14 protein-coding genes are annotated in these 20433 nt (G+C 73.0%); 7 read left to right on the top strand and 7 right to left on the bottom strand.

What is annotated here, in order from left to right; all coding sequences use genetic code 11:
• Positions 1-104: 104 nt before the first annotated feature.
• Positions 105-2681 carry an aminopeptidase N gene (gene pepN, locus CP982_RS15925; RefSeq protein ID WP_150511148.1) on the top strand — a complete coding sequence of 859 codons (2577 nt, stop codon included), beginning with the start codon at positions 105-107 and terminating at the stop codon, positions 2679-2681.
• 88 nt (positions 2682-2769) lie between these two features.
• Here pepN and CP982_RS15930 read toward each other — a convergent pair whose 3' ends face one another.
• The gene (locus CP982_RS15930) at positions 2770-3846 is read right to left on the bottom strand and encodes a S1 family peptidase (RefSeq protein WP_150511149.1); all 1077 of its coding nucleotides are present in this window, start codon (positions 3844-3846) and stop codon (positions 2770-2772) included.
• 333 nt (positions 3847-4179) lie between these two features.
• Between CP982_RS15930 and CP982_RS15935 the strand changes: the two genes are divergently transcribed.
• Complete coding sequence (locus CP982_RS15935) at positions 4180-5271, top strand: hypothetical protein (protein ID WP_150511150.1); 1092 nt, start codon at positions 4180-4182, stop codon at positions 5269-5271.
• A gap of 90 nt (positions 5272-5361) precedes the next feature.
• Here the strand turns inward: CP982_RS15935 and CP982_RS15940 are convergent, their stop codons facing one another.
• The 3 genes from CP982_RS15940 to CP982_RS15950 all read right to left on the bottom strand — a co-directional run bounded on the left by CP982_RS15940 (position 5362) and on the right by CP982_RS15950 (position 9226).
• Entirely contained in the window at positions 5362-6546 is a 1185-nt protein-coding gene (locus CP982_RS15940) for a serine hydrolase domain-containing protein (protein WP_150511151.1), read from the bottom strand.
• Between the two features lie 121 nt (positions 6547-6667).
• The gene (locus tag CP982_RS15945; protein WP_150511152.1) at positions 6668-8422 is read right to left on the bottom strand and encodes a TIGR03767 family metallophosphoesterase; all 1755 of its coding nucleotides are present in this window, start codon (positions 8420-8422) and stop codon (positions 6668-6670) included.
• Between the two features lie 249 nt (positions 8423-8671).
• Entirely contained in the window at positions 8672-9226 is a 555-nt protein-coding gene (locus CP982_RS15950; protein WP_150511153.1) for a CGNR zinc finger domain-containing protein, read from the bottom strand.
• Positions 9227-9383: 157 nt separating this feature from the next.
• Here CP982_RS15950 and CP982_RS15955 point away from each other — a divergent pair, with 157 nt between their 5' ends.
• The 4 genes from CP982_RS15955 (at position 9384) to CP982_RS15970 (ending at position 14996) form a co-directional block, all read left to right on the top strand.
• Entirely contained in the window at positions 9384-9839 is a 456-nt protein-coding gene (locus CP982_RS15955) for a VOC family protein (protein WP_150511154.1), read from the top strand.
• A gap of 14 nt (positions 9840-9853) precedes the next feature.
• The gene (locus tag CP982_RS15960) at positions 9854-10741 is read left to right on the top strand and encodes a pyridoxamine 5'-phosphate oxidase family protein (RefSeq protein ID WP_150511155.1); all 888 of its coding nucleotides are present in this window, start codon (positions 9854-9856) and stop codon (positions 10739-10741) included.
• A 56-nt stretch (positions 10742-10797) separates the two neighbouring features.
• A complete protein-coding gene (locus tag CP982_RS15965) occupies positions 10798-11244 on the top strand; it encodes an NUDIX hydrolase (protein ID WP_150511156.1) in 447 nt (148 codons plus the stop codon).
• 458 nt (positions 11245-11702) lie between these two features.
• The gene (locus CP982_RS15970) at positions 11703-14996 is read left to right on the top strand and encodes a S8 family serine peptidase (protein ID WP_150511157.1); all 3294 of its coding nucleotides are present in this window, start codon (positions 11703-11705) and stop codon (positions 14994-14996) included.
• 87 nt (positions 14997-15083) lie between these two features.
• Here the strand turns inward: CP982_RS15970 and CP982_RS15975 are convergent, their stop codons facing one another.
• The 3 genes from CP982_RS15975 to CP982_RS15985 form a co-directional block, all read right to left on the bottom strand.
• Complete coding sequence (locus CP982_RS15975; protein WP_150511158.1) at positions 15084-16580, bottom strand: M28 family metallopeptidase; 1497 nt, start codon at positions 16578-16580, stop codon at positions 15084-15086.
• 159 nt (positions 16581-16739) lie between these two features.
• Positions 16740-17567, bottom strand: a complete 828-nt coding sequence (locus tag CP982_RS15980; protein WP_229879458.1) for a hypothetical protein — start codon at positions 17565-17567, stop codon at positions 16740-16742.
• Positions 17564-18112, bottom strand: coding sequence for an RNA polymerase sigma factor (locus CP982_RS15985; RefSeq protein ID WP_372503363.1), 549 nt, complete (start codon positions 18110-18112; stop codon positions 17564-17566). The genes CP982_RS15980 and CP982_RS15985 overlap by 4 nt, the downstream gene beginning before the upstream one ends.
• A 197-nt stretch (positions 18113-18309) precedes the next feature.
• Here CP982_RS15985 and CP982_RS42960 point away from each other — a divergent pair, with 197 nt between their 5' ends.
• On the top strand, positions 18310-20364 hold the full coding sequence (locus CP982_RS42960; protein WP_268255512.1) for a TerD family protein: 2055 nt from the start codon (positions 18310-18312) through the stop codon (positions 20362-20364).
• Positions 20365-20433: the final 69 nt, after the last annotated feature.

A 20433-nucleotide genomic window follows, 5' to 3' on the forward strand; every position in this document is an offset into this window, starting at 1 on the left:
TCGGGGGTGTGGCAGGGCATTCCCGGATGTCCGCCGACCGGGGCACGTGCGAGGATCAGAGGCATTCGAACGAGAGTCATGCGAGCCACGAGGGAGTGCCGCCCGTGCCCGGTGAGAATCTGTCCCGCGACGAGGCCCAGGAGCGGGCCGCGCTGTTGTCCGTCGACGGGTACGAGGTCTTCCTCGACCTGCGGTCGGCGGTCGGCGACAGCCAGGAAGGCGACACCACGCCGCGCACCTTCCGCTCCGTCACGACGATCCGCTTCCGCTGCGCCGAGCCCGGCGCGGCGAGCTTCGCGGACCTGATCGCCCCGAGCGTCACCGCCCTGTCGCTGAACGGCAAGGACCTCGACCCCTCCGAGGTCTTCGACGGCAGCCGCATCGCGCTGGAGGACCTCCGCGAGGAGAACGAGCTGGTGGTGGACGCCCAGTGCGCCTACAGCCGCACCGGCGAGGGCATGCACCGCTTCGTCGACCCCGAGGACGGCGAGGTCTACCTCTACACGCAGTACGAGCCCGCGGACTCCCGCCGCGTCTTCGCCAACTTCGAGCAGCCCGACCTGAAGGCCCCCTTCCGCTTCTCCGCACAGGCCCCCGAGGGCTGGACGGTGTGGAGCAACGGGGCGGGCGAGCAGGCCGACGGCGTCTGGAAGTTCGCCGAGACCAAGCCCATCTCGACGTACATCACCGCCGTCGTCGCCGGGCCCTACCACTACGTGACCGACTCCTACGAGCGCGTCTTCGAGGACGGCACCCGGCTGGAGATCCCGCTCGGCGCGATGTGCCGCAAGGGCCTGGCGAAGCACTTCGACGCGGACGACGTCTTCCTGGTCACCAAGCAGGGCCTGGACTTCTTCCACGACCACTTCGACTTCCCCTACCCCTTCGGGAAGTACGACCAGGCCTTCGTGCCGGAGTACAACCTGGGCGCGATGGAGAACCCGGGCTGTGTGACGTTCCGCGAGGAGTTCATCTTCCGCGGCAAGGTGACCCAGGCGTCGTACGAGCGCCGGGCGAACGTCATCCTGCACGAGATGGCGCACATGTGGTTCGGCGACCTGGTCACCATGCGCTGGTGGGACGACCTGTGGCTCAAGGAGTCCTTCGCCGACTTCATGGGCTCCTTCTCGATGGTCGAGGCGACCCGGTTCACCAACGGCTGGATCACCTTCGCCAACAACCGCAAGGCGTGGGCGTACCGCGCCGACCAGCTGCCCTCCACGCACCCGGTCACGGCAGACATCCGCGACCTGGAGGACGCCAAGCTGAACTTCGACGGGATCACGTACGCCAAGGGCGCGTCGGTCCTCAAGCAGCTCGTGGCGTACGCGGGCCGCGACGCCTTCCTGGAGGGCGCCCGGCGCTACTTCAAGCGGCACGCGTACGGCAACACCCGCCTCGGCGACCTGCTCTCGGTCCTCGAGGAGACCAGCGGGCGCGACCTGGCGGCCTGGTCGCGGGCCTGGCTGGAGACGGCGGGCGTCAACTCCCTCACCCCGCAGGTCACCCTGAGCGCCGAGGGCCGGATCACGGAGCTGGCCGTCGTCCAGGAGGCGGCCGAGAGCCACCCGACGCTGCGCCCGCACCGGGTGGCCGTGGGACTGTACCGCCGCTCGGACGCGGGCGACCTCGTGCGGTACGCCCGCGCGGAGGTGGACGTCGAGGGCCCGCGCACCGCGGTCGCGGAGCTGGTCGGCGCCGAGGCGCCCGAGCTCGTCCTGGTCAACGACGACGACCTGACGTACTGCAAGATCCGCTTCGACGAGACCTCCCTCGCCACCCTGCGCGAGCACCTCGGGGGCCTCACCGACCCCCTCGCCCGCGCCCTGTGCTGGTCGGCGCTGTGGAACCTCACGCGGGACGCGCTCATGCCCGCGCGGGACTTCATCGGCCTCGTGCTGCGGTTCGCCGGGCGCGAGACCGACATCGGCGTGCTCCAGATGCTGCACGCCTGGGCGGGTACGGCCCACACGCACTACGCCGCGCCCGGCTGGCGCGAGGAGGGCGGGCGGCTGCTCGCCGAGGGCGCGCTGCGGGAGCTGCGGATCGCCGAGCCCGGCAGCCAGCACCAGCTGACGTGGGCCCGGTTCTTCGCCTCCGTGGCCTCGTCGGAGGCCGACCTCCAGCTCCTCCAGGGCCTGTTGGACGGCACGGCGAAGATCGACGGCCTGGAGGTGGACCAGGAGCTGCGCTGGGCGTTCCAGCTGCCGCTCGCGGTGCACGGCGTGGCGGACGAGCGGGCGCTCGCCGCCGAGCTGTCCCGCGACGACACCGCGTCCGGCAAGCGCCACCAGATCCGCTGCCTCGCCGCGCGCCCGTCGGCGGCGGTGAAGGCGCAGGCCTGGGCCTCCGTGGTGGAGTCGGACGCCCTGTCCAACGCCCTGGTGGAGGCGACGATCGCGGGCTTCGCCCAGCCCTCGCAGCGGGGTCTCGTCGCCGAGTACGCGCCGAAGTACTTCGCCGCCATCGAGCGGGTCTGGGCGGAGCGTTCCATCCAGATCGGCATGGACGTGGTGCGGGGCCTCTTCCCGCACCTCCAGGACAGCGCCGGGACGGTGGCCGCCGCGGACGCGTGGCTCTCCGCCCACGAGTCGGCCCCGCCGGCCCTGCGCCGCCTCGTCCTGGAGTCCCGCGACGACCTGTCCCGGGCCCTGCGCGCCCAGGAGTGCGACGCCGCCTAGGGCCGCGCCCCGGGCCGGAGTCGACGACCGACCCCGGCCCGGGGCTGCCCGGGCCCGCCGGGGGCCACCCGGCACGGGCGACCAGGCGTCAGCCGATCTGTGCCCCGTAGCGGGACAGCGCGTCCACGACCGGCGCGAAGAAGGTCTGGCCGCCGCTGGAGCAGTTGCCGCTGCCGCCGGAGGTGAGCCCGAGCGCGCTGCTGCCCGCGAACATCGCGCCGCCGCTGTCACCGGGCTCGGCGCAGACGTTGGTCTGGATCAGACCGTTGACCGTGCCCTGGGGGTAGGTGACGGACACGTTGAGCCGCTGCACGGTGCCCCCGTGCAGCCGCGTGGTGGAGCCGCTGCGCTGCACCTGCTCGCCGACCACGGCTTGGCGGGCTCCGGTGATCTGCTGGGAGCCGCCGTTGTAGAGGTTGACCTCGCTCGGGTGGGCGACGTTCGCGGTGTACTTCACGATGGCGTCGTCGCGCCCGGGGAAGCCGTAGTCCTCGACCTGGCCGATCACGGGCCCGCCCTGGGTCTCGGACCAGCTGGTGCCCGCGAGGGCGGCGCAGTGGCCCGCGGTGAGGAAGTAGGGCTGGCCGTTCTTGACGACGTTGAAGCCAAGGGAACAGCGGCCGCTGGAGCTCCAGATGGCGTCGCCGCCGCGGATGAGCGGCTGGAAGGTGCCCGCCGTCCGCTTGAGGACCGCCTTGCCGCCCTGGGCCGCCACGCGCTGCTTGAGCCGGTCGAGGGCAGCGCCCGTGACCGTGGAGTCGGCGGTGACGACCACCTTGTTCAGGACCGGGTCCGTGCCGCGTGACGTGCCGGGGACCGCGCGCTCGCCCAGGGTCCGCAGGACCGCGTCCAGCTGGGCCTGGGAGTGGGTGACCGCCCTCGGTTCGGCGCCGGCGGCGCGGACCCGGTCGGCCGCGGCCTCGTCGAGGACGTTGACGACGAGCTTCTTGGCCGCGGAGTCGTAGTAGGCGCCCGCGGTGCCGCCGCGGGAGCCGTCGGTCAGGGAGTCGGCGAGCCTGCCCGCCGCGGTGGCGCCGATGGCCTTCGGAGTGGGGTCCGAAGCCGCCGAGCTGGTGGCCGCCGCGGTGAGGGTGCCCGCGATCAGAGCGGCGACGCCGATGCCGGTCAGGACGAGGCGCCGCGTGATTGCTCGTGGGGGTGTCACTCAGTACCTCCATGGGGGGATGGAGCCTCCCAAGTCGGGTGCGGCTCCGGGGAGTTACCGGTTTCCGGCATGGACCACCGACGGATTGCGTCGCGTTCATGCCAAGTGTCGCGCCGAGTATGACAACGGTGTCTCCCGCCCACAAGGGGGTGACCCGAGGAAGCGGACGCACCCCGTCCCCACCGCGCGCCCCCTCCGCGACACCCGCGCCGCCCCACGAACCGGACCTTTTCGGTCCTCGAACTCCCGTACTTTAGGACGGGGTTGTCCGGTTTTGTCGACGGGACTGTAACAGCGGTTAGGGGGTGGATCGGTACCGGGAATGGCGACGGCATGAACCACAACACCCCGCTCTCCCCCCGCCCCCTGCGTCACCTCACCGACGTCCAGCGCCGCGTCATGAGCACGGCGCAGCTGCGCACGCACGGCGTCGGCGCCGCCGAGGTCCACGCGCACTGCCGCCCCGGCGGCCCCTGGCAGCAGTTCCTGCCCGGCGTGTATCTGCTCCACCCGGGCCCGCCGACCAGCGAGGAGCGGCTGCACGGCGTGCTGCTCTACGCCGGGCGGCCACCGGCCAAGGAGTCCCGGGCGATCCCCGCGCAGCCGCGGCCCGGCGAGCCGCACGCGGCCTACGCCGACGCGATGATCACCGGGCTCGCGGCCCTCGCCCTGCACCGCTTCTCCTCCGCGCCGCCGCTGCTCTCCCTGGACCGGATCGACGTCCTGGTCCCGCGCACCCGGCGGCTGCGCTCCACCGGCTGCGCCCGTCTCGTCCGGGCGTACACCCTGCCCACACCGCTACAGGTCACCGGCGTGCCGGTGGCGCCGGTGCCGCGCGCGCTCGCCGACGCCGTCGCCCAGCTCGCCGACGCGGGCGCGGTGCGGCGGCTGCTCACCGAGGCGGTGCGCGGCGGGCACTGCGAACCGGCCGCCCTGGTGAAGGAGTTGAACCGGGCGCGGCTGCTCGGCCGTCCGCACGTGGTGGACGCCGTGGATTCGCTGCTCGCCGAGGGGCGCGCGATCGCCGAGGACCGGCTGCACGCCCTGGTCCGTGACCACGGGCTCCCGGACCCGCTGTGGAACGTCGACCTGCGCCTTCCGGGCGGTCCTCACCTGGGCGGCGTCGACGCGTACTGGCCCGAGCAGGCCGTGGCCGTGGAGCTGGACACCCGGGCCCCCCGGCACGGTCTGAGGCCGCACCCGCGGCAGGGCCGCACAGATCGCCACCAGTACGAGGACGACGAGCAGTGGTCCGAATACGTCCGCAAGCGCGAGCACTTGGAGCGGCTCGGCATCACCGTCGTCCACATCACCCCGAAGAAGCTGCGGGACGCGGCCGACCAGCAGGCGGCGGTCGTCCGGACGGCGCTGATGGCCGCCCCCGACCGGGACCCGGCGGCGTACGTCGTGGTCCTGCCCAGATAGCGGGCTGCACCGCACGCGCCCGGTGGGCAGTGCGGGGGCGGAGCTCCGGACGGCGGGGCTCCGCCCCCGCACCTGTGCGCGGGGCCCCGGTCAGGCGCCGCAGAACTCGGCGTTCAGGATCCTGTCCTGGCCGCGCGACCAGTCGCCGTTGTAGTTGAGCGCGAGCGCGTGGCGGCCGTCGGCCGTGGTCAGGGCCAGGGAGAGGGAGCCGTGGATGCCGCCGCCGTGGCCCCAGACGACGGTGCCGCAGGGCAGTTCGAGCCGGAGCAGGCCGAGGCCGTAGCGGCCGCCCGCGCCCTCCTCGCCCTTGGCGAGGACCGTCTTCTTCATCGCGGCGAGCTGCTGGGCGGGCAGCAGGGCACCGCGCAGCAGGGCGGCGTAGAAGCGGTTCAGATCGGCCGCGTCGGAGATCATCTCGCCCGCGGCGCCCGCCATGGTCGGGTTCAGCTCGGTCACGTCGTACGTCTTGCCCGTGGCGTCGCCGGAGAGCTTGGAGCCGGAGAGTTTGGAGTACGCGCGCGAGGCGGGCCGGGGCAGGGTGGGCGTGGTGCCGGGCACGGAGGTGGCGCGCAGGCGCAGGGGGTTGATGATCCGGTCGCGGATCTCGTCCCCGTACGGCCTGCCCGTCACCTTCTCGACGATCATTCCGGCGACGACGTAGTTGGTGTTGGAGTAGTTCCAGTCCCGGCCGGGGGCGGCGTCCGGCTCGTGGCGCATCGCGATCGCGACCAGCTCGTCGGGCTCCCAGGTGCGGTAGCGGTGGGCGTAGAACTCGGGGGTCGCGAGGCGCCGGTCGAAGTCGGGGTCCGCGCTGTAGTCGTAGATGCCGCTGGTGTGGTTGAGGAGCTGGCGGACGCTGATCTCGTCGCCGTCGTGGCCGTTGCCCTCGATCACGCCGGGCAGCCAGGTGCCCACCTTGTCGTCGAGGTCGAGCCTTCCCTCCGCCTCCAGTTGGAGCACCACGGTCGCCACGAACGTCTTGGTGATACTGGCCGCGCGGAAGCGGTCGTGCTCGCCGCGCGGGGTCCCCGCGCGCAGGTCGCCGACGCCCGCGGCGGCGCTCCAGGGGCCGCGTCGGTCGTGTGCGTGGGCGGTCACGCCGGGGACGCCGGCGCGCACGGCGGCCTCGATGGCGGCCCGGGTCCGGTGGTGGTCCCGGTCCGTGCGGGGCGCGGCCGCGGCGGGGCCGGTCAGGGCCCCCGCCACCGCCGCGGCCGCGACGACCGCTCCCACGAACCCCGTCCGGACCGGCGTGAGCCGTGTGGGCACTGCCATGTGTCGCTGTCCCTTCCTCGGTGCGTCTGCCCGGTCCGGTGGGCGCGTGCGCTCCGGAGCCGTTACGCAGGGCAGAACTCCGCCCCGGCCGGGAAGTCACGGTCGGGGCGGCCGGGGCGGGTCAGCGCTTGCGCAGGACGAGTTCCGTGTTGCGGTCGCCCGGCGCGCCGCCGAGCGCCGGTTTGGCGCCCGGGGCGTTGAGGGCCAGCTCGCGGTAGAGCGCCGCGAGGCCCGTCTGGGAGAGATCGGCGAAGTCGGTGCGGTGCGGGGCCGCCGACTCGATCAGGGTGGTGAAGAGGGACAGCGTGCCGTCGTGGTTGTCGACCAACTCCAGCACGCGCGCGAGCTGCGGGAAGTCGACGTGCGACGCGGTGGACACCTCCCAGAGCGAGCCGTGCGGGGTGATGGCGTTCTTGTGGCTGTGGCCGTTCACCCAGGCGAGCACGGAGCGGTGGCGGCGCAGCAGCGCGAGCACCTCGTCGCCGCCGTGCCGCTGCTCGCGGGGGTGGTGCGGGTCGGTGGTCAGATTGCGCATGCTGCGGCTGGTGTGGTGGCTGAAGACGATGGCGTACGACGCGTCGCCGCCGCGCTCGACGGCCTTCAGGATCCGCTCCAGCCAGCGCAGTTGGGCGGTGCCGAGCGAGCCCTCGTAGTGGCCGCCCGGGTCGGTGGTGTCCAGGCTGATGCCGAGGACGTCGTCGGTGATGCGGAAGGCGTAGTACTGCGTGCGGTTCGCCAGGTTCTCCTGGGTGTAGCCGTGGCCGACGGGGCCGCGGCCCGCGTGGGCCGGGTCGAGGTGGGCCTGGACGTACTCGGTGGGCGTGAAGGGGGCGCGGGCCTCGTCCGGGGTGACCGGGCGCATGCGGCGCGCCTCGGCCCGCAGCAGCTCCTTGAAGTGGGCGCCCTTGGGGTCGCGGCCCTTCTTGACGGCCTTCCACAGGGCGGCGCCACGCGCCTCGTCCAGGGACATCAGCTTCCGGCCGCCGACGGCGAGGTCGGCGAAGTACGAGTCGCCGGGGGCGTAGCAGCCGCCGGGCAGGGCGTCGTGGTTGCCGACGGTGGAGTACCAGGGGAGGTTCAGGCCGGGGCTGTTGACCTGCCGGATCGCGGCGTCCAGGAAGCCGTGCAGCCGCGGGAAGCCGAGGCGCTTGTCGGCGTCGCGCAGCGCGGCGTCGGGGTGCCAGTACAGCTCAAGACCGCTGTTCTGCACGCCTTCGTAGTGGCGCGGGTCCCCGGAGTTGGGCGTGACGCGGCCGCCGCTCATCACCTTGAGGAACCAGTCGAGTTCGGTGCGGGAGTTGTTGTCCGTGTTGTCGCCGGTCGTCATCACGAAGTGCAGGGGCGCGCCGGTGGCGGGCGCGCCGCGCAGCGCGTTGACCCGCTCGACGAGCGAGACCGCGCCCGCCACGGACAGGGCCTCCTGCGGCCGCCAGGCGCTCGCCGTCTGGGCGCGCAGGTACTCGTACCGCAGCGGGTGCTGTACGTCGACCAGGTGCAGATCCGTGAACTGTACGAAGGCGGCGAGCGCGGTGCGGCGCGCCTCCCGGCCCCGGTGGGGCGCGGCCAGGTCCGCGCGCACCACGCGCGGCCAGGCCGGGCCGTCGCCGAGGCGCCGGAAGCCGGAGGTGCCGCGCGGTGCCGCCACCGTGCCGAGCGTCGTGCCCGCGCGGTAGGGGGCGAGCGGGGCGGCGGGGGCGCGGCGGGACACCGCGACCGGGCCGCGGTGGGCGGCGGCCGCCTCCCCGTGGCCCGCTCCGGGGCCGAGGGCGTAGCCGACGCCCGCGGAGAGGGACACCGCGCCCGTCGCGGCGAGGAACGCGCGGCGGTTGACGGCGGCGGTCGTGACGGCGGTGGCGACAGAGCGTATGCGCGACATGGCGCGTCTCCCCGAGTGCGAACGCGTCGGCAGTGGTCGCGGGGAGGTCCGGACCGTGTCCGTCCGGTGTGCTCCCCGCTCGTACTGGATCGTTGGCAGCGGGGGTGGCCTGCGCGTTAACGTCGCCACAACGGGTGACGCCGATCACCGTAAGTGGATCTGGGAGGCACCCTGCGTGTGCACGCGCATCTCTTCGGGTGGAGGCGCGGCGGTCACGCCGTGTTCATGTCCCGGGGTAGCGGGGCCCCGTCAGGGGCGGGTGCGGGCGTAGTGGCGTGAGGCCTTGGCGCGGTTGCCGCAGACGGCCATGCTGCACCAGCGCCGCGTCCCGTTGCGCGAGGTGTCGAAGAAGTGCAGGACGCACGCCTCGTGGGCGCAGCCGCGGATCCGGTCGGGCGCGGCGGACAGCAGGTCCAGGTAGTCGCGCGCGGCGAGCCAGGCGGGCCCCCAGGCCGGTTCGGCGAACTCCGGCTCCTCCGCGGGCCCTTCGGGGGTGAGCCGGGCCCGGATCCGGCCGTGCGTGAGCACCGCGTCGAGGCGGGCGACCGCGGTGGCCTCGCCGCCCGGCTTGCCCGGCAGGTCGACGAGTCCGGCGAGCGCGTCGCGGGCGGCGAGGACGTTCCGGAGCGTGGGCGCGTCGGCGGTGAAGCGCTCGTCGAGGCCGTTCGCGGCGAGCCAGACGGCGAGCCCCTCGGGGTCGTCGAGCAGGTCCTGGCGAGCGCCGTCGTGCATCCAGCGGGTGTTGAGCAGGTCCAGGGAGAGCGGCTCGCCGGTGAGCGGGCGGGGGTCGTGGGCGGCGGGCATGGGGGTCTCCCTTCAGAGCTAACCGGTCAAGGTTACGTGAGCGGTTGACGCTCACGATCACTAACCACTAATCTAACTTTCAACGGTTAGCCGATCCGGCACGGGGCGACCGCCGGTCCACCCGCGCCGCCGGACAGCAGCACCAAAGGGGAGAGTCATGACCGCGATCAGCGCACCGCCCACCGGGCACATCGGTCTGAACGTCACCGATCTGGACCGCTCGCTCGCCTTCTACCGGGACGTCATCGGCTTCGAGGTCACTGGCGAGGGGGCCCACGAGGGCCGCCGCTACGCCTTCCTCGGCCGCGCCGGCACCCTCGCGCTCACGCTGTGGCAGCAGGCGAGCGGCGCGTACGACTCGGGGCGCGCGGGCCTGCACCACCTGTCGTTCGAGGTGGACTCCGTCGACGCCGTCCGGGAGTACGAGCGCGACCTGCGGGCGTACGGCGTGGAGTTCGCCTACGACGGCGTCGTGCCGCACGGCGAGGGCGCCGCGTCCGGCGGGATCTTCTTCCACGACCCGGACGGCACCCGCCTGGAGATCTGCACCCGGTCCGGCGCCGGGGACGGCGCGGCCCCGGCGGGCGCGGCGCCGACCTGCGGCTTCTTCTAGAGGGGGGCGCCGCCGTGACCGGGCACGACCCCTACCACCAAGGCTCGCGCGCCGTGCAGGACCGCGTGGGCGTGCGCGCGCTCGCCGACCACGTCGGCCGGTCCATCGGACCGGGAATCCGCCCCGTCGCCGCCGCGTTCCTGGAGCTCCAGCCGATGCTGGTCATCGGCGCGCGGGACCCGGCCAGCGGGCGGGTGTGGGCGTCGCCGCTCACCGGCGACCCCGGCTTCGTCCGGGCCACGGGGGCGCACCAGATGTCCGTGGCGGGCGGGGCCGGGGCGGGCGATCCGCTCGCCGACGCGCTCGGCCGCCCCGGCACGCCCGTCGGCACGATCGCGCTCGACCCGCGCACCCGGCGCCGGATGCGGCTGGGCGGCCGGGCCCGGCCGACGCCGCGCGGCCTCGCGATCGAGGCTGACCGGGTGTTCTCCAACTGCCCCAAATACCTGCAGAAGCGGCAACTGCTCGCGGGGCGGCGCGCGGGCGGGCCAGCGGCGGAGCCGCGCGTCAGCGCCGAACTGACCGCGGCGCAGCGGCGGTTCGTCGCCGCCGCCGACACCTTCTTCATCGCCACCGTGCGCGACGGCGGGGCCGACGCCAGCCACCGGGGCGGCAACCCCGGCTTCGTGCGGGTCCTGTCCCCCACCGAGCTGAGCTGGCCCGACTACGCGGGCAACGCCATGTTCCTCACCCTCGGCAACCTCGCCGCGGACCCCGGTGCCGGGCTGCTCTTCCTCGACTGGACCACCGGCACCGCGCTCCAGCTCACCGGCACCGCCACCACCGCGTACGGGCCGGGCGGCGCCCGCACCGTCCACTTCGCCCTCACCGAGGCCGTCGAGACCTCCGGGGCCAGCCCGTGGACCTGGTCCGCGCCCGAGTACTCCCCCGCCAACCCGTGATCGGCAGTTGGGTAACGGACCGTGCCTTGCCGGTGTACGCGGTCTAACGTCAGCGAATGCACAAGGAGCTCCGGGTGGCGGCCTACGCCGTATGCGTGCGGGACGGATCGGTGCTGCTCGCCCGCTGGGTCGCGGGGGACGGCAGCAAGCGCTGGACGCTGCCCGGAGGCGGCATGGACCACGGCGAGGACCCCTACGACACGGTGATCCGCGAGGTCGACGAGGAGACGGGGTACGCCGTCGAGCCCGTCGCGCTGCTCGGCGTCGACTCGCTGCGGCGGCGGTATCCGCGGCGGCTCGGGGCCGTCGCCGACTTCCACGGGCTGCGGATCGTGTACGAGGGGCGGGTGGTGGGGGGGGATCTGCGCCACGAGACGTCGGGGTCGACGGACCTGGCGGCGTGGCACGCGCTGGACTCCGTCCCGGGGCTCGACCGGGTGAGCCTGGTCGACGTGGGGCTCGGTCTGTGGCGGGGGCGGCCGCCCAACGGCCACCTCACCTGACCCCTGGGTCCTGAACCGCCCTCCCCACCGCTACCGCGGCGGGTTTCCTCCCACCCGCCCACCCGTACCACCCCGGCGACCCGGCCGCGCCCCGACCTGGCGGCTGACCCGCCGTCGTCCGTTTTCTCCCACCCACCCACCCGTATCACCCCGGCGACCGGCCCCGCCCCGACCTGGCGGCTTGCACGTCGTCGGCGATGGCGATCGGCCGAGGTCATCGAGCCCGTCCGGCGATTGAGGACAAGCGCGGTAGCGCGGGTGGGCGGGCAAGTCACGGTATGGGGTGGGTTGTTCCGTGTGGCGTATGGCGGGAGTACGCCACGGGGCAAGAGCGCGGCAGGCAGGTCTCCCCAAGGAGGCACCCCTTACGTAAAGCTGAGCGGTCATCCGGCCCCGATTTCCGGACCGCTTTGGCCACTTCGAAATTGACCACTTCGAATTCACGTACAGGGATGTAGATGACCCGCGAAGCACAGAAGTCCACCGAGGACAGACCGGGCGCGAGACGCACCGCCCGCCTCGCCACCGCGATAGCCGTGGCCGCCGCCCTGACCGCGGCGGCCCCGCTCCCCCTGGCCTTCGCCGACGAAACCCCCGCTCCGGCGCCCAAGTCCGCCGCCGCCAAGCTCGGCGCCGCCGACGCGGAGCTGCTCGCGGACGCGAAGGCCGACGGCGACAAGACCGTCACCATGATGGTCGCGACCGAGCCGGGCTCGACCGAGCAGGTCGCGAAGCAGCTCGACGCCGTCGAGGGCGGCTCGGTGGGCCGCACGTACGACAAGCTCGGCTACGTCCGCGCCGCCGTGCCGACCGCGAAGGCCGACGCCGCGATCAAGGCGGCGAGCAAGCTCAGCACCGTGCACGGCATCGACCTGCGGCACGAGATCGAGCTGGACGACCCGAAGCCGCAGAGCGCGAAGGGCGCCGGGCCCGCGCCGGGCGCCGCCGCCGCGCCCGGCAAGGACACGCCCGCGAAGAACCCGTACAACCCGTCCTTCGAGACCGGTGCCGTGGACTTCGTGAAGAAGCACCCGAAGGCCGACGGCCGCGGGATCACGATCGGTGTCATCGACTCGGGCGTCGACCTCGGGCACCCGGCGCTGCAGAAGACCACCACCGGCGAGCGCAAGATCACCGACTGGGTGACGGCCACCGACCCGATCGTGGACGGCGACGGCACCTGGCGGCGGATGACGAACCCGGTCAGCGGTCCGGCCTTCACGTGGGACGGGGACACGTGGAAGGCGCCTTCGGGGTCCTTCCAGATCAGCCGGTTCCGCGAGGCCGCCACCACCGGCGGCGACGCCAAGGGCGACCTCAACCGGGACGGCGACACGACCGACACCTGGGGCGTGCTGTACGACCCCGCCGCCGGTACCGTCCGCGTCGACCTGAACGACAACAAGGACTTCACCGACGACAAGGCGATGAAGCCCTACGGGGACAAGCACCAGGTCGCCTACTTCGGCAAGGACGACCCGGCCACCGACGTCGCCGAGCGCGTGCCGTTCGTCGTGGAGATCCGCAAGGACGTCCCGACGGACCCGTACGGCGGCGACTGGGTCGGCAAGAAGGCCGACTTCGTGAACATCGGCCTCATCGAGTCCGAGCACGGCACGCACGTCGCGGGCATCACGGCCGCCAACAAGCTGTTCGGCGGCAAGATGAACGGCGCGGCGCCGGGTGCGAAGATCGTCTCCTCGCGCGCCTGCACCTGGTCCGGCGGCTGCACCAACGTGGCACTGACCGAGGGCATGATCGACCTCGTCACCAAGCGCGGTGTCGACATCGTCAACATGTCCATCGGCGGTCTGCCCGCGCTCAACGACGGCAACAACGCCCGTGCCGAGCTGTACAAGCGGCTCATCGACACGTACGGCGTGCAGCTGGTGATCTCGGCGGGCAACGAGGGCCCCGGTGCCAACACCATCGGCGACCCGGGCCTCGCCGACCACGTCATCTCCGTGGGCGCGGCCATCTCCAAGGAGACCTGGGCCGCCAACTACGGCTCCGAGGTCGCGAAGAAGTACGCGATGTTCAACTTCTCCTCGCGCGGGCCGCGCGAGGACGGCGGCTTCCAGCCGCTGATCACCGCGCCGGGCTCGGCCATCAACACCACGCAGACCTGGCTGCCCGGCGGCCCGGTCGCCGAGGCGGGCTACAAGCTCCCGGCCGGCTACTCCATGCTGAACGGCACGTCGATGTCGTCGCCGCAGGCGGCGGGCTCCGCCGCCCTGCTGCTCAGCGCCGCCAAGCAGCAGCGGATCGACCTCACCCCGGCGAAGCTGCGCACCGCGCTCACCTCGACCGCCGACCGCATCCCCGGCGTCCAGGCCTATGCGCAGGGCACCGGCCGGATGGACGTCATGGGTGCCTGGGACGCCATCAAGGGCGGTGCCAAGGCGCACGAGTACACGGTGAAGGCCCCCGTCGACACGGCCCTCGAGCAGGAGCTGAAGAAGCCCGGCACCGGACTGTACGACCGTGAGGGCGGCCTGAAGGCGGGCGAGAAGAAGACCTACAAGGTCACCGTCACCCGGACGACCGGTCCGCGCGGGCCCGTGCGGCACGAGCTGAAGTTCGCGAACAACCACGAGGGCACGTTCCGGCTCGTCGGCCCGTCCGAGGTCCTGCTGACCCGCGACAAGCCGGTCACGGTCAAGGTCGAGGCGAAGCCGAAGACGGCGGGCGTCTCCAGCGCCCGCCTTACCGTGAACGACAAGCGCACCCGCGGCATCGACCACCAGATCATGACGACCGTGGTGGTCTCCAAGGAGCTGGCCAAGCCGAAGTTCACGTACACGGCCAAGGGATCGGTGCAGCGCAACGGCACCAAGTCGTACTTCGTGACGGTGCCCAAGGGCGCGAAGACCCTCGAGGTCGCCCTCGGCGGGCTCGCGGACAAGAGCCAGACGCGCTTCATCTCCGTGCACCCCTACGGCCTGCCGGCGGAGGAGACGTCCTCGCTCGTCTGCTACCCGAACTTCCCGAACCCGGACAACACCTGCCGTCCCGACCTGCGGTCGTACAAGGACCCGACGCCGGGCGTCTGGGAGATCGAGGTCGAGTCGCGCCGCACGTCGCCGGTGCTCGACAACCCGTACACGCTGAACGTGTCCGCGCTCGGCGTGTCCTTCGCCCCGGCGCCGCAGCAGGTGGACGAGGCCAAGGTCGGCGCGGCCACTCCGGTCACCTGGAAGGCGACGAACGACTACGCCGCGGTGGACGGCAAGCTGAAGGGCGGCTCGCTCGGCTCGGCCGTCACCGCGCGGCCCACCGTCAAGCAGGGCCAGAAGCAGACCACGACGGTCGTCGTGCCCGAGGGCGCCGAGCGTCTGGACGCCGCGATCGGCGGTACCTCGGACGCCCGCGCCGACCTCGACCTCGCGGTCCTCAAGGACGGCCGGGTCGTGGGTCAGTCGGCGGACGGCGACTCGGACGAATCGGTGAGCATCGCCAAGCCCGCCGCCGGCACGTACACGATCGAGGTCGCGGGCTACTCCATCCCGTCCGGCCAGACCGCGTACGACTACCGTGACGTGTTCTTCTCCGCGTCGCTCGGCCAGGTCAAGGTCGACGAGGCCAAGCCGGTGAAGCTCGCCAACGGCGAGACCGCCACCGTCGCCGCGGAGCTGGTCGCGGGCGCGCCCGCCGCCTCCGGCCGGGTGCTCTTCGGCGAGGTGAACCTCCTGAACGCGCGCGGCACCGTCGCGGGCACCGGCACCGTGACCGTCGCGAAGGTCACCGGGTAACCGGGACGACAGCCGAAAGGGGCGGGCACCTGGTCCAGGTGCCCGCCCCGTTCTCGTGTCCCGTGGGTGCGGAAGTGCCGCGCCGGGTCAGCGCTTGAGCGAGCCGAGGTCCTGCGCGTAGACGCCGACCGCGTTCGCGATGACGTCGACGTTCACGTCGAAGATCTTGCGGTCGATGTTCTTCAGGTTGTCGCCCTTGCCGTGGTAGTTCGGGTCGTACGGCTGACCGGCCTTGCCGCCCGCCTTCGCCGCCTGCTCCGCGGTCTTGAGGCCCTCGGCGCCGGTGAAGGTGCCGCCCGCGGGGATGCCCTCGGCGATGAAGGGGCCGTAGTCGGAGCGGCCGTCGAAGTCGGTGCCCCAGTGCGGGACCTTCTTCTTGTCGAGGAAGCCGTTGATGAGCTTCTCGATCTGGGCGGAGCCCTTCGGGCCGGGTCCGGAGCCGACGTTGTCGGAGTTGTCGCCGTCGTAGACGAGTTCGGCCGCGTTCGGCGAGCCGATCATGTCGAAGTTCAGATACAGCTTGATGTTCTTCTTCTGCTTGGCCGTCAGCGTCTTCACGTAGTGGTCGGAGCCGAGCAGGCCGAGCTCCTCGGCCGACCACCAGGAGAAGCGGACCTTGTTGTTGAGCTTCTTGCCGCCGTTGGTGGCCTTGGCGAGCTTCTCGGCGACCTCGATCAGACCGGCAGAGCCGGAGCCGTTGTCGTTGATGCCGGGGCCCTCGGCCACGGAGTCCAGGTGGGCGCCGAGCCCGACGACGCGGTCGGCGCGGCCGCCGCGGGTCTCCGCGATGACGTTGCGGGTCTTGTGCGGGACGGCCTTGGTGGCGACGTCCAGGGAGACCTTCACCTCGCCCTGGGCGATCTGCTTGGCGAGCGCCTCGCCCTCGGCCAGGGTGATGCCCGCGGCCGGGATGTGCGCGTTGTCCGGGGTCTCCAGGTTGCCGTGGACGGGCTTGTCACCGGAGTGGTTGTAGAGGATGAGGCCGATGGCGCCCGCCTTGGCCGCGGCGGCCTCCTTCTCGGCGAAGGTGCAGGCGCCGCGCTTCACCAGGGCGATCTTGCCGGTGAAGGTGTTGGACGTGTAGTCGTCGGCCTCGCAGCCGGGGGTGTCGTCGACGCGGGCGGCCGCGAGCGGCGCCTGGATGCCGCCCTCGGGCGTCGCCTTGCTGAAGTCGAAGGCCACGGCGTTGAGCTTGCGCGCCTCGGGCGACAGGACGGCCGCGCCCTCGCGCAGCGTCTTCGACTCGTAGAACGTGAAGTCCTGGTACGAGACCTTGTAACCGGCCTTCTTCAGGCGGTCGTGCACGTACGTGGTGGACGCCTTGTGGCCCTTGGTGCCCGCGGCCCGGTTGCCGCCGTTCTTGTCCGCTATCTCCTGGAACTTCTCCAGGTGGCGGTAGGCGCTCTTGCCGGAGGACTTCTCGACGAGCTTCTTGGCGAGCTTCTTCGCCTGCCGCTCCTGCGTGGTCGGGTGCGGCTTGTGGTCGCCCTGCGCGCCGGCCTGGGGTGCGGCGGCGAAGAGGACGGGGACGGCGACGGCCGCGGAGACGAGAGCGGCCGTCGCCCGGCTGCGGGGTGCGCGCACGGGGGTCCTTCCATGGGGGGTTCGGTGATCAGTGACGATCCTTGGTGATCGCGGGTGATCATCAGTGATCGCGGTGGAAGGAAGTTAGCCCGGAAAAAGCGCAGTTCAAAGGGTTTATCGCAGGGCGCAACACCGCCTTCACCCAACTGTCACCGGAACTCAGCACTCCAGTCCGCGCGACTCCAGGGCGCGGGCCTTCGGAAGTGCGGCCACGATCCACCCGCGCTCCTCGGCGACGCCCTTGCCCGTCGACCAGATGTCCGGCGAGGCCTCGCCCTCGGGAATGCCGATCAGGGCGCGGTCGCCCGCCCGCAGGGGCGGGTCCACGTTCACGTCCATCACGAACGTCACCTCGTCCGGTGCCTTCACGGGCTTGTAGGCGCGGGCGACGTCGAGGGTGATCCGGTCCTCGATGCCGCCCGGCAGGGTCTCCACGCTGCGCACCGTGCCCTCGACGATGAGGCGGGCGCAGGCCACGTACCCCACGCCCGACTGTTTGCCGCCCTCGTCCCGCTGGGCCGTGTCGCCGCCCGACTCCAGCTCTCCGGGCCGCGAGCCCGCGTCGGCGGACTTCGCGTCCCCGTCGCCCCCGGAGCCGAGGTCGGCCCGCGCGCCCAGCCACACCACACCGCCGAGCAGGCCCGCCGCGGCCGTGGCGGCCAGGGCGAGCAGCGCGCGCCGCCACCCGGGGCCGGCCGGGCCCGGGGCCCGCACCGGGCGGGCCGTCGGCGGCTCCGCCTCCGGGCCGCGCGCCAGGGTGTCCCCCATGGCCCGCAGCTGCTTCCGCAGCGCCGCCACGTCCGCGACCGCCGCCGCGTGCTCGGCCATGAACTCCTCGTCGGCGCGGGCCGCGTCGGGCACGGGCCCGTCCGTGACCGCGAGCATCAGGGCGTCGGCGCCGTCGTGCCGCGCCCCGGGAGCCCCGTCCCGCGCGGCGCGCTCGTCGCGGCCCTCGTGCTCGTCGTACTCGCCGTGCGCCACGGTCACACCACCTCTTCCTCGTGCAGCCGCGTGCGCAGCATCCGTACGGCCGTGTGCAGCCTGCTCTTGACCGTGCCCTCCGGGATGCCGAGTTCGGCGGCGATGTCCCGCACCGGCAGGTCCGCGTAGAAGCGCAGGACCACGACCTGCCGCTGGCCGTCCGGCAGTTCGTCCAGGCCCTGCGCCACGGCCAGCGACAGGACGCGCGACTCGGCGCCGTCCTCCTCGGGCCGCTCCGGGCGCAGCGCGGCGAGCCGTTCACCGAGCCGCTCCTGGCGGCGCCGGGCCCGGTGCCAGTCCATGGCCCAGTTCGAGGCGACGACCGCCGCCCAGGCCGACACGTCGCGCGGGGCCCCGTCCCCCTTCGCCGCCCGCTCCAGGAGCCGCAGCCTGACCTGCTGCACCCCGTCCTGGAGTTCGCCGTACGGCACCCCGCCGAGCGACAGGACGGCCCGCACCCGGTCCTCCTGGGCCGGATCGAGCGGATCCGCCCCCTGTGCCGGGCGGTCGGCCGCGTCGCGCGCCTGACGGCGCGGTTTTCCGCGCAGCAATGCCCCTCCCCCTCCTCCGTTTCCCCTACGACGCGGAAGCGGGCCGAATCGTTCGACCGTCCTCGGCCATCGCGTGAGTTGTCGGGGCCGACCACGTCGCCGCAGGTCCACGGCCTGGCAGGGGTGATGCATCCGGAACCTCCTCCACCACTTCTCCTCATCGACTTCACACCATCCCCACTGACACGATGAGCCCCATGACGCACATCTCCAAGGGGGCCAACACCCCTGTCCCGGTGGCCCCGTTGCGGGTCGCGGTCTGCCGCCTCCAGGTGCCCGGGGCGCCCGTCGTCGACGCCTCCGCGCTGCTCCTCGACGCGCGCGGCACGGTCCGGGGCGACGCCGACCTCGTCTTCTACAACCAGCCCGCGCACCCCTCGGGCGCGGTGCGGCACGCGGGCACGGCCGAGGGCGGCGGGCAGCTCGCCGAGTGGCTGGAGATCGACCTGTCGCGGATCGAGCCGGACGTCCAGCGGGTCCTGGTGGCCGGGTCCTGCGACGGCGGCACGTTCGGCGCGGTGCCCGGCCTGTACGTCCAGGCCATGACCGGTGACGGTGGCGTCGTCGCGCACTACGCCGTCACCGACGCGAGCACCGAGACGGCGTTCGTGCTCGGCGAGTTCTACCGGCGCGACGGGGCCTGGAAGTTCCGGGCGGTCGGGCAGGGCTACGCGTCAGGACTCGCGGGCCTCGCGACGGACTTCGGCATCGCGGTGGACCAGCCGGCCCCGGCCCCGGCCCCGGCTCCGGCTCCCGCTCCGGCTGCGATACCGGCTCCGCAGCCGCAGTACAGCCCCGCCGTGCCCGGACCCGCGCCCGCCGCGCCCCCGGCCCTGGGCCCCGAGTTCCACCCCTTCGCCCAGCAGGGCCGCGGCAACGGCGTCGTCAGCGTCGACGCGCCGCTGCCGCCCGGCGCCGCGGTCCTCGTCGAGGCGTGGCAGCGCGGCGACGGCTACTTCGGCCTGACCACGCTCGACCGCCGCAACAAGGAGGACGAGTACCTCTTCAACAGCACCCTGGACGACTTCCGGGGCCGCGTGCTCGCCAAGGTCCCGCAGGGCCGCCCGCTGCGCCTGCGCGTGGAGGCCGACGGCGAGTGGGGCGTACGGGTCCTGCCGCTGTCGGCGGCGCGCCCGCTCGGCCCCGGCGCGCTCCAGGGCTACGGCCCCGACGTGCTCGCGCACCACGGCACGGCCGCCGACCTCGACGTGGACTTCGCGGGCGACGAGGACGGCGGCGGCTACATCGGTCTGAAGAGCTACGACGCCACCAGGCTGCGCGACCTCGACGACTACGACCTGCTCGTCAACGACACCGACCGGCTGCGCCAGACCGTGCCGCTCACCGACGGCCCGCTGCTGCTCGCCCTGGAGGCCGAAGGGCCCTGGCAGCTCAGCGCGCGCCCGCTCCCGGTCGTCGACCAGGTGGCCGCGCGGGCGAGCGGCGTGTACAGCGGGCGCGGCCGGGCCACGGTCACGCTGGTCAACCCGACCCCCGGCCGCCCGGCGCTGCTCGACTACGCGATCACGGGCGAGGACTCGTTCCTCGGCTACGAGGCGAAACTGCTCGACGAGTACGACGACGAGGAGCAGTTCCTCAGCGGGCAGAACAACGGCGAGCACGGCCGGACCCTGATCTTCCGCGACGGTGCCGCACAGCTGCGCCTCAAGCTGGAGGGCACGGGCGACTGGAACCTGCGGCTGCTGCCCGTCGAACAGACGCCGCCACTGACAGGACCCGCCGAGGGCACGGGCAGCGCGGTGTTCCGCTACGACGGGCCGCCCGCGCTACTCGGCCTCGCCCGCACCGGCTCCGACGACGACCCCCTGAGCACCCGTACCGTCCAGGCGCACGGTCGCACGGTGATCTCCGCCGACACCTCGGGGCGCCGCAGGCCCGTCACCGGGCCGCTGTGGGTCTCCCCCGCGGGCCACGCGTACGTCCTGGTCAGCGCGGGCGACCACACGGCGTGGCGGATCGAACCGGCCCCGGCCGCGAGCGCGCCCGCCCTCGGCAAGGGCGGGCGCGTCGACGGGCAGGGCTATGGAGTCGTACGTCACACCGAGTCCGAGACCGAGATGATGCTCACGCACGAGGGCCGGGGTCTGATCGACCTCCTGGTGGTCTGGGAGCTCGACGAGCGCCTCGCGCCGGTGCGGCGGATCAGCACCGCGGCGGGCCTCCAGCTGCTCCCCGGGGGCTATTTGCAGATCAGGACGAGCGGCCGCTGGGGCATCGAGCACCGGGGCTGAGCGCCCGGCGGGGCCGGGGGCGGCGTCTCACCTGCTGGTCAGCGCCGCCCCACCGCACGATTGAGACCT

Origin of the sequence: Streptomyces spectabilis, from assembly GCF_008704795.1 — a bacterium.
GTDB lineage: Bacteria > Actinomycetota > Actinomycetes > Streptomycetales > Streptomycetaceae > Streptomyces > Streptomyces spectabilis.

Coding starts and splice junctions, on each gene's coding strand:
- CP982_RS15965 (WP_150511156.1), top strand. CDS start 10,798: ATGCACAAGGAGCTCCGGGTGGCGGCCTACGCCGTATGCGTGCGGGAC.
- CP982_RS15955 (WP_150511154.1), top strand. CDS start 9,384: ATGACCGCGATCAGCGCACCGCCCACCGGGCACATCGGTCTGAACGTC.
- CP982_RS15940 (WP_150511151.1), bottom strand. CDS start 6,546: ATGGCAGTGCCCACACGGCTCACGCCGGTCCGGACGGGGTTCGTGGGA.
- CP982_RS15945 (WP_150511152.1), bottom strand. CDS start 8,422: ATGTCGCGCATACGCTCTGTCGCCACCGCCGTCACGACCGCCGCCGTC.
- CP982_RS42960 (WP_268255512.1), top strand. CDS start 18,310: ATGACGCACATCTCCAAGGGGGCCAACACCCCTGTCCCGGTGGCCCCG.
- CP982_RS15950 (WP_150511153.1), bottom strand. CDS start 9,226: ATGCCCGCCGCCCACGACCCCCGCCCGCTCACCGGCGAGCCGCTCTCC.
- CP982_RS15970 (WP_150511157.1), top strand. CDS start 11,703: ATGACCCGCGAAGCACAGAAGTCCACCGAGGACAGACCGGGCGCGAGA.
- CP982_RS15935 (WP_150511150.1), top strand. CDS start 4,180: ATGAACCACAACACCCCGCTCTCCCCCCGCCCCCTGCGTCACCTCACC.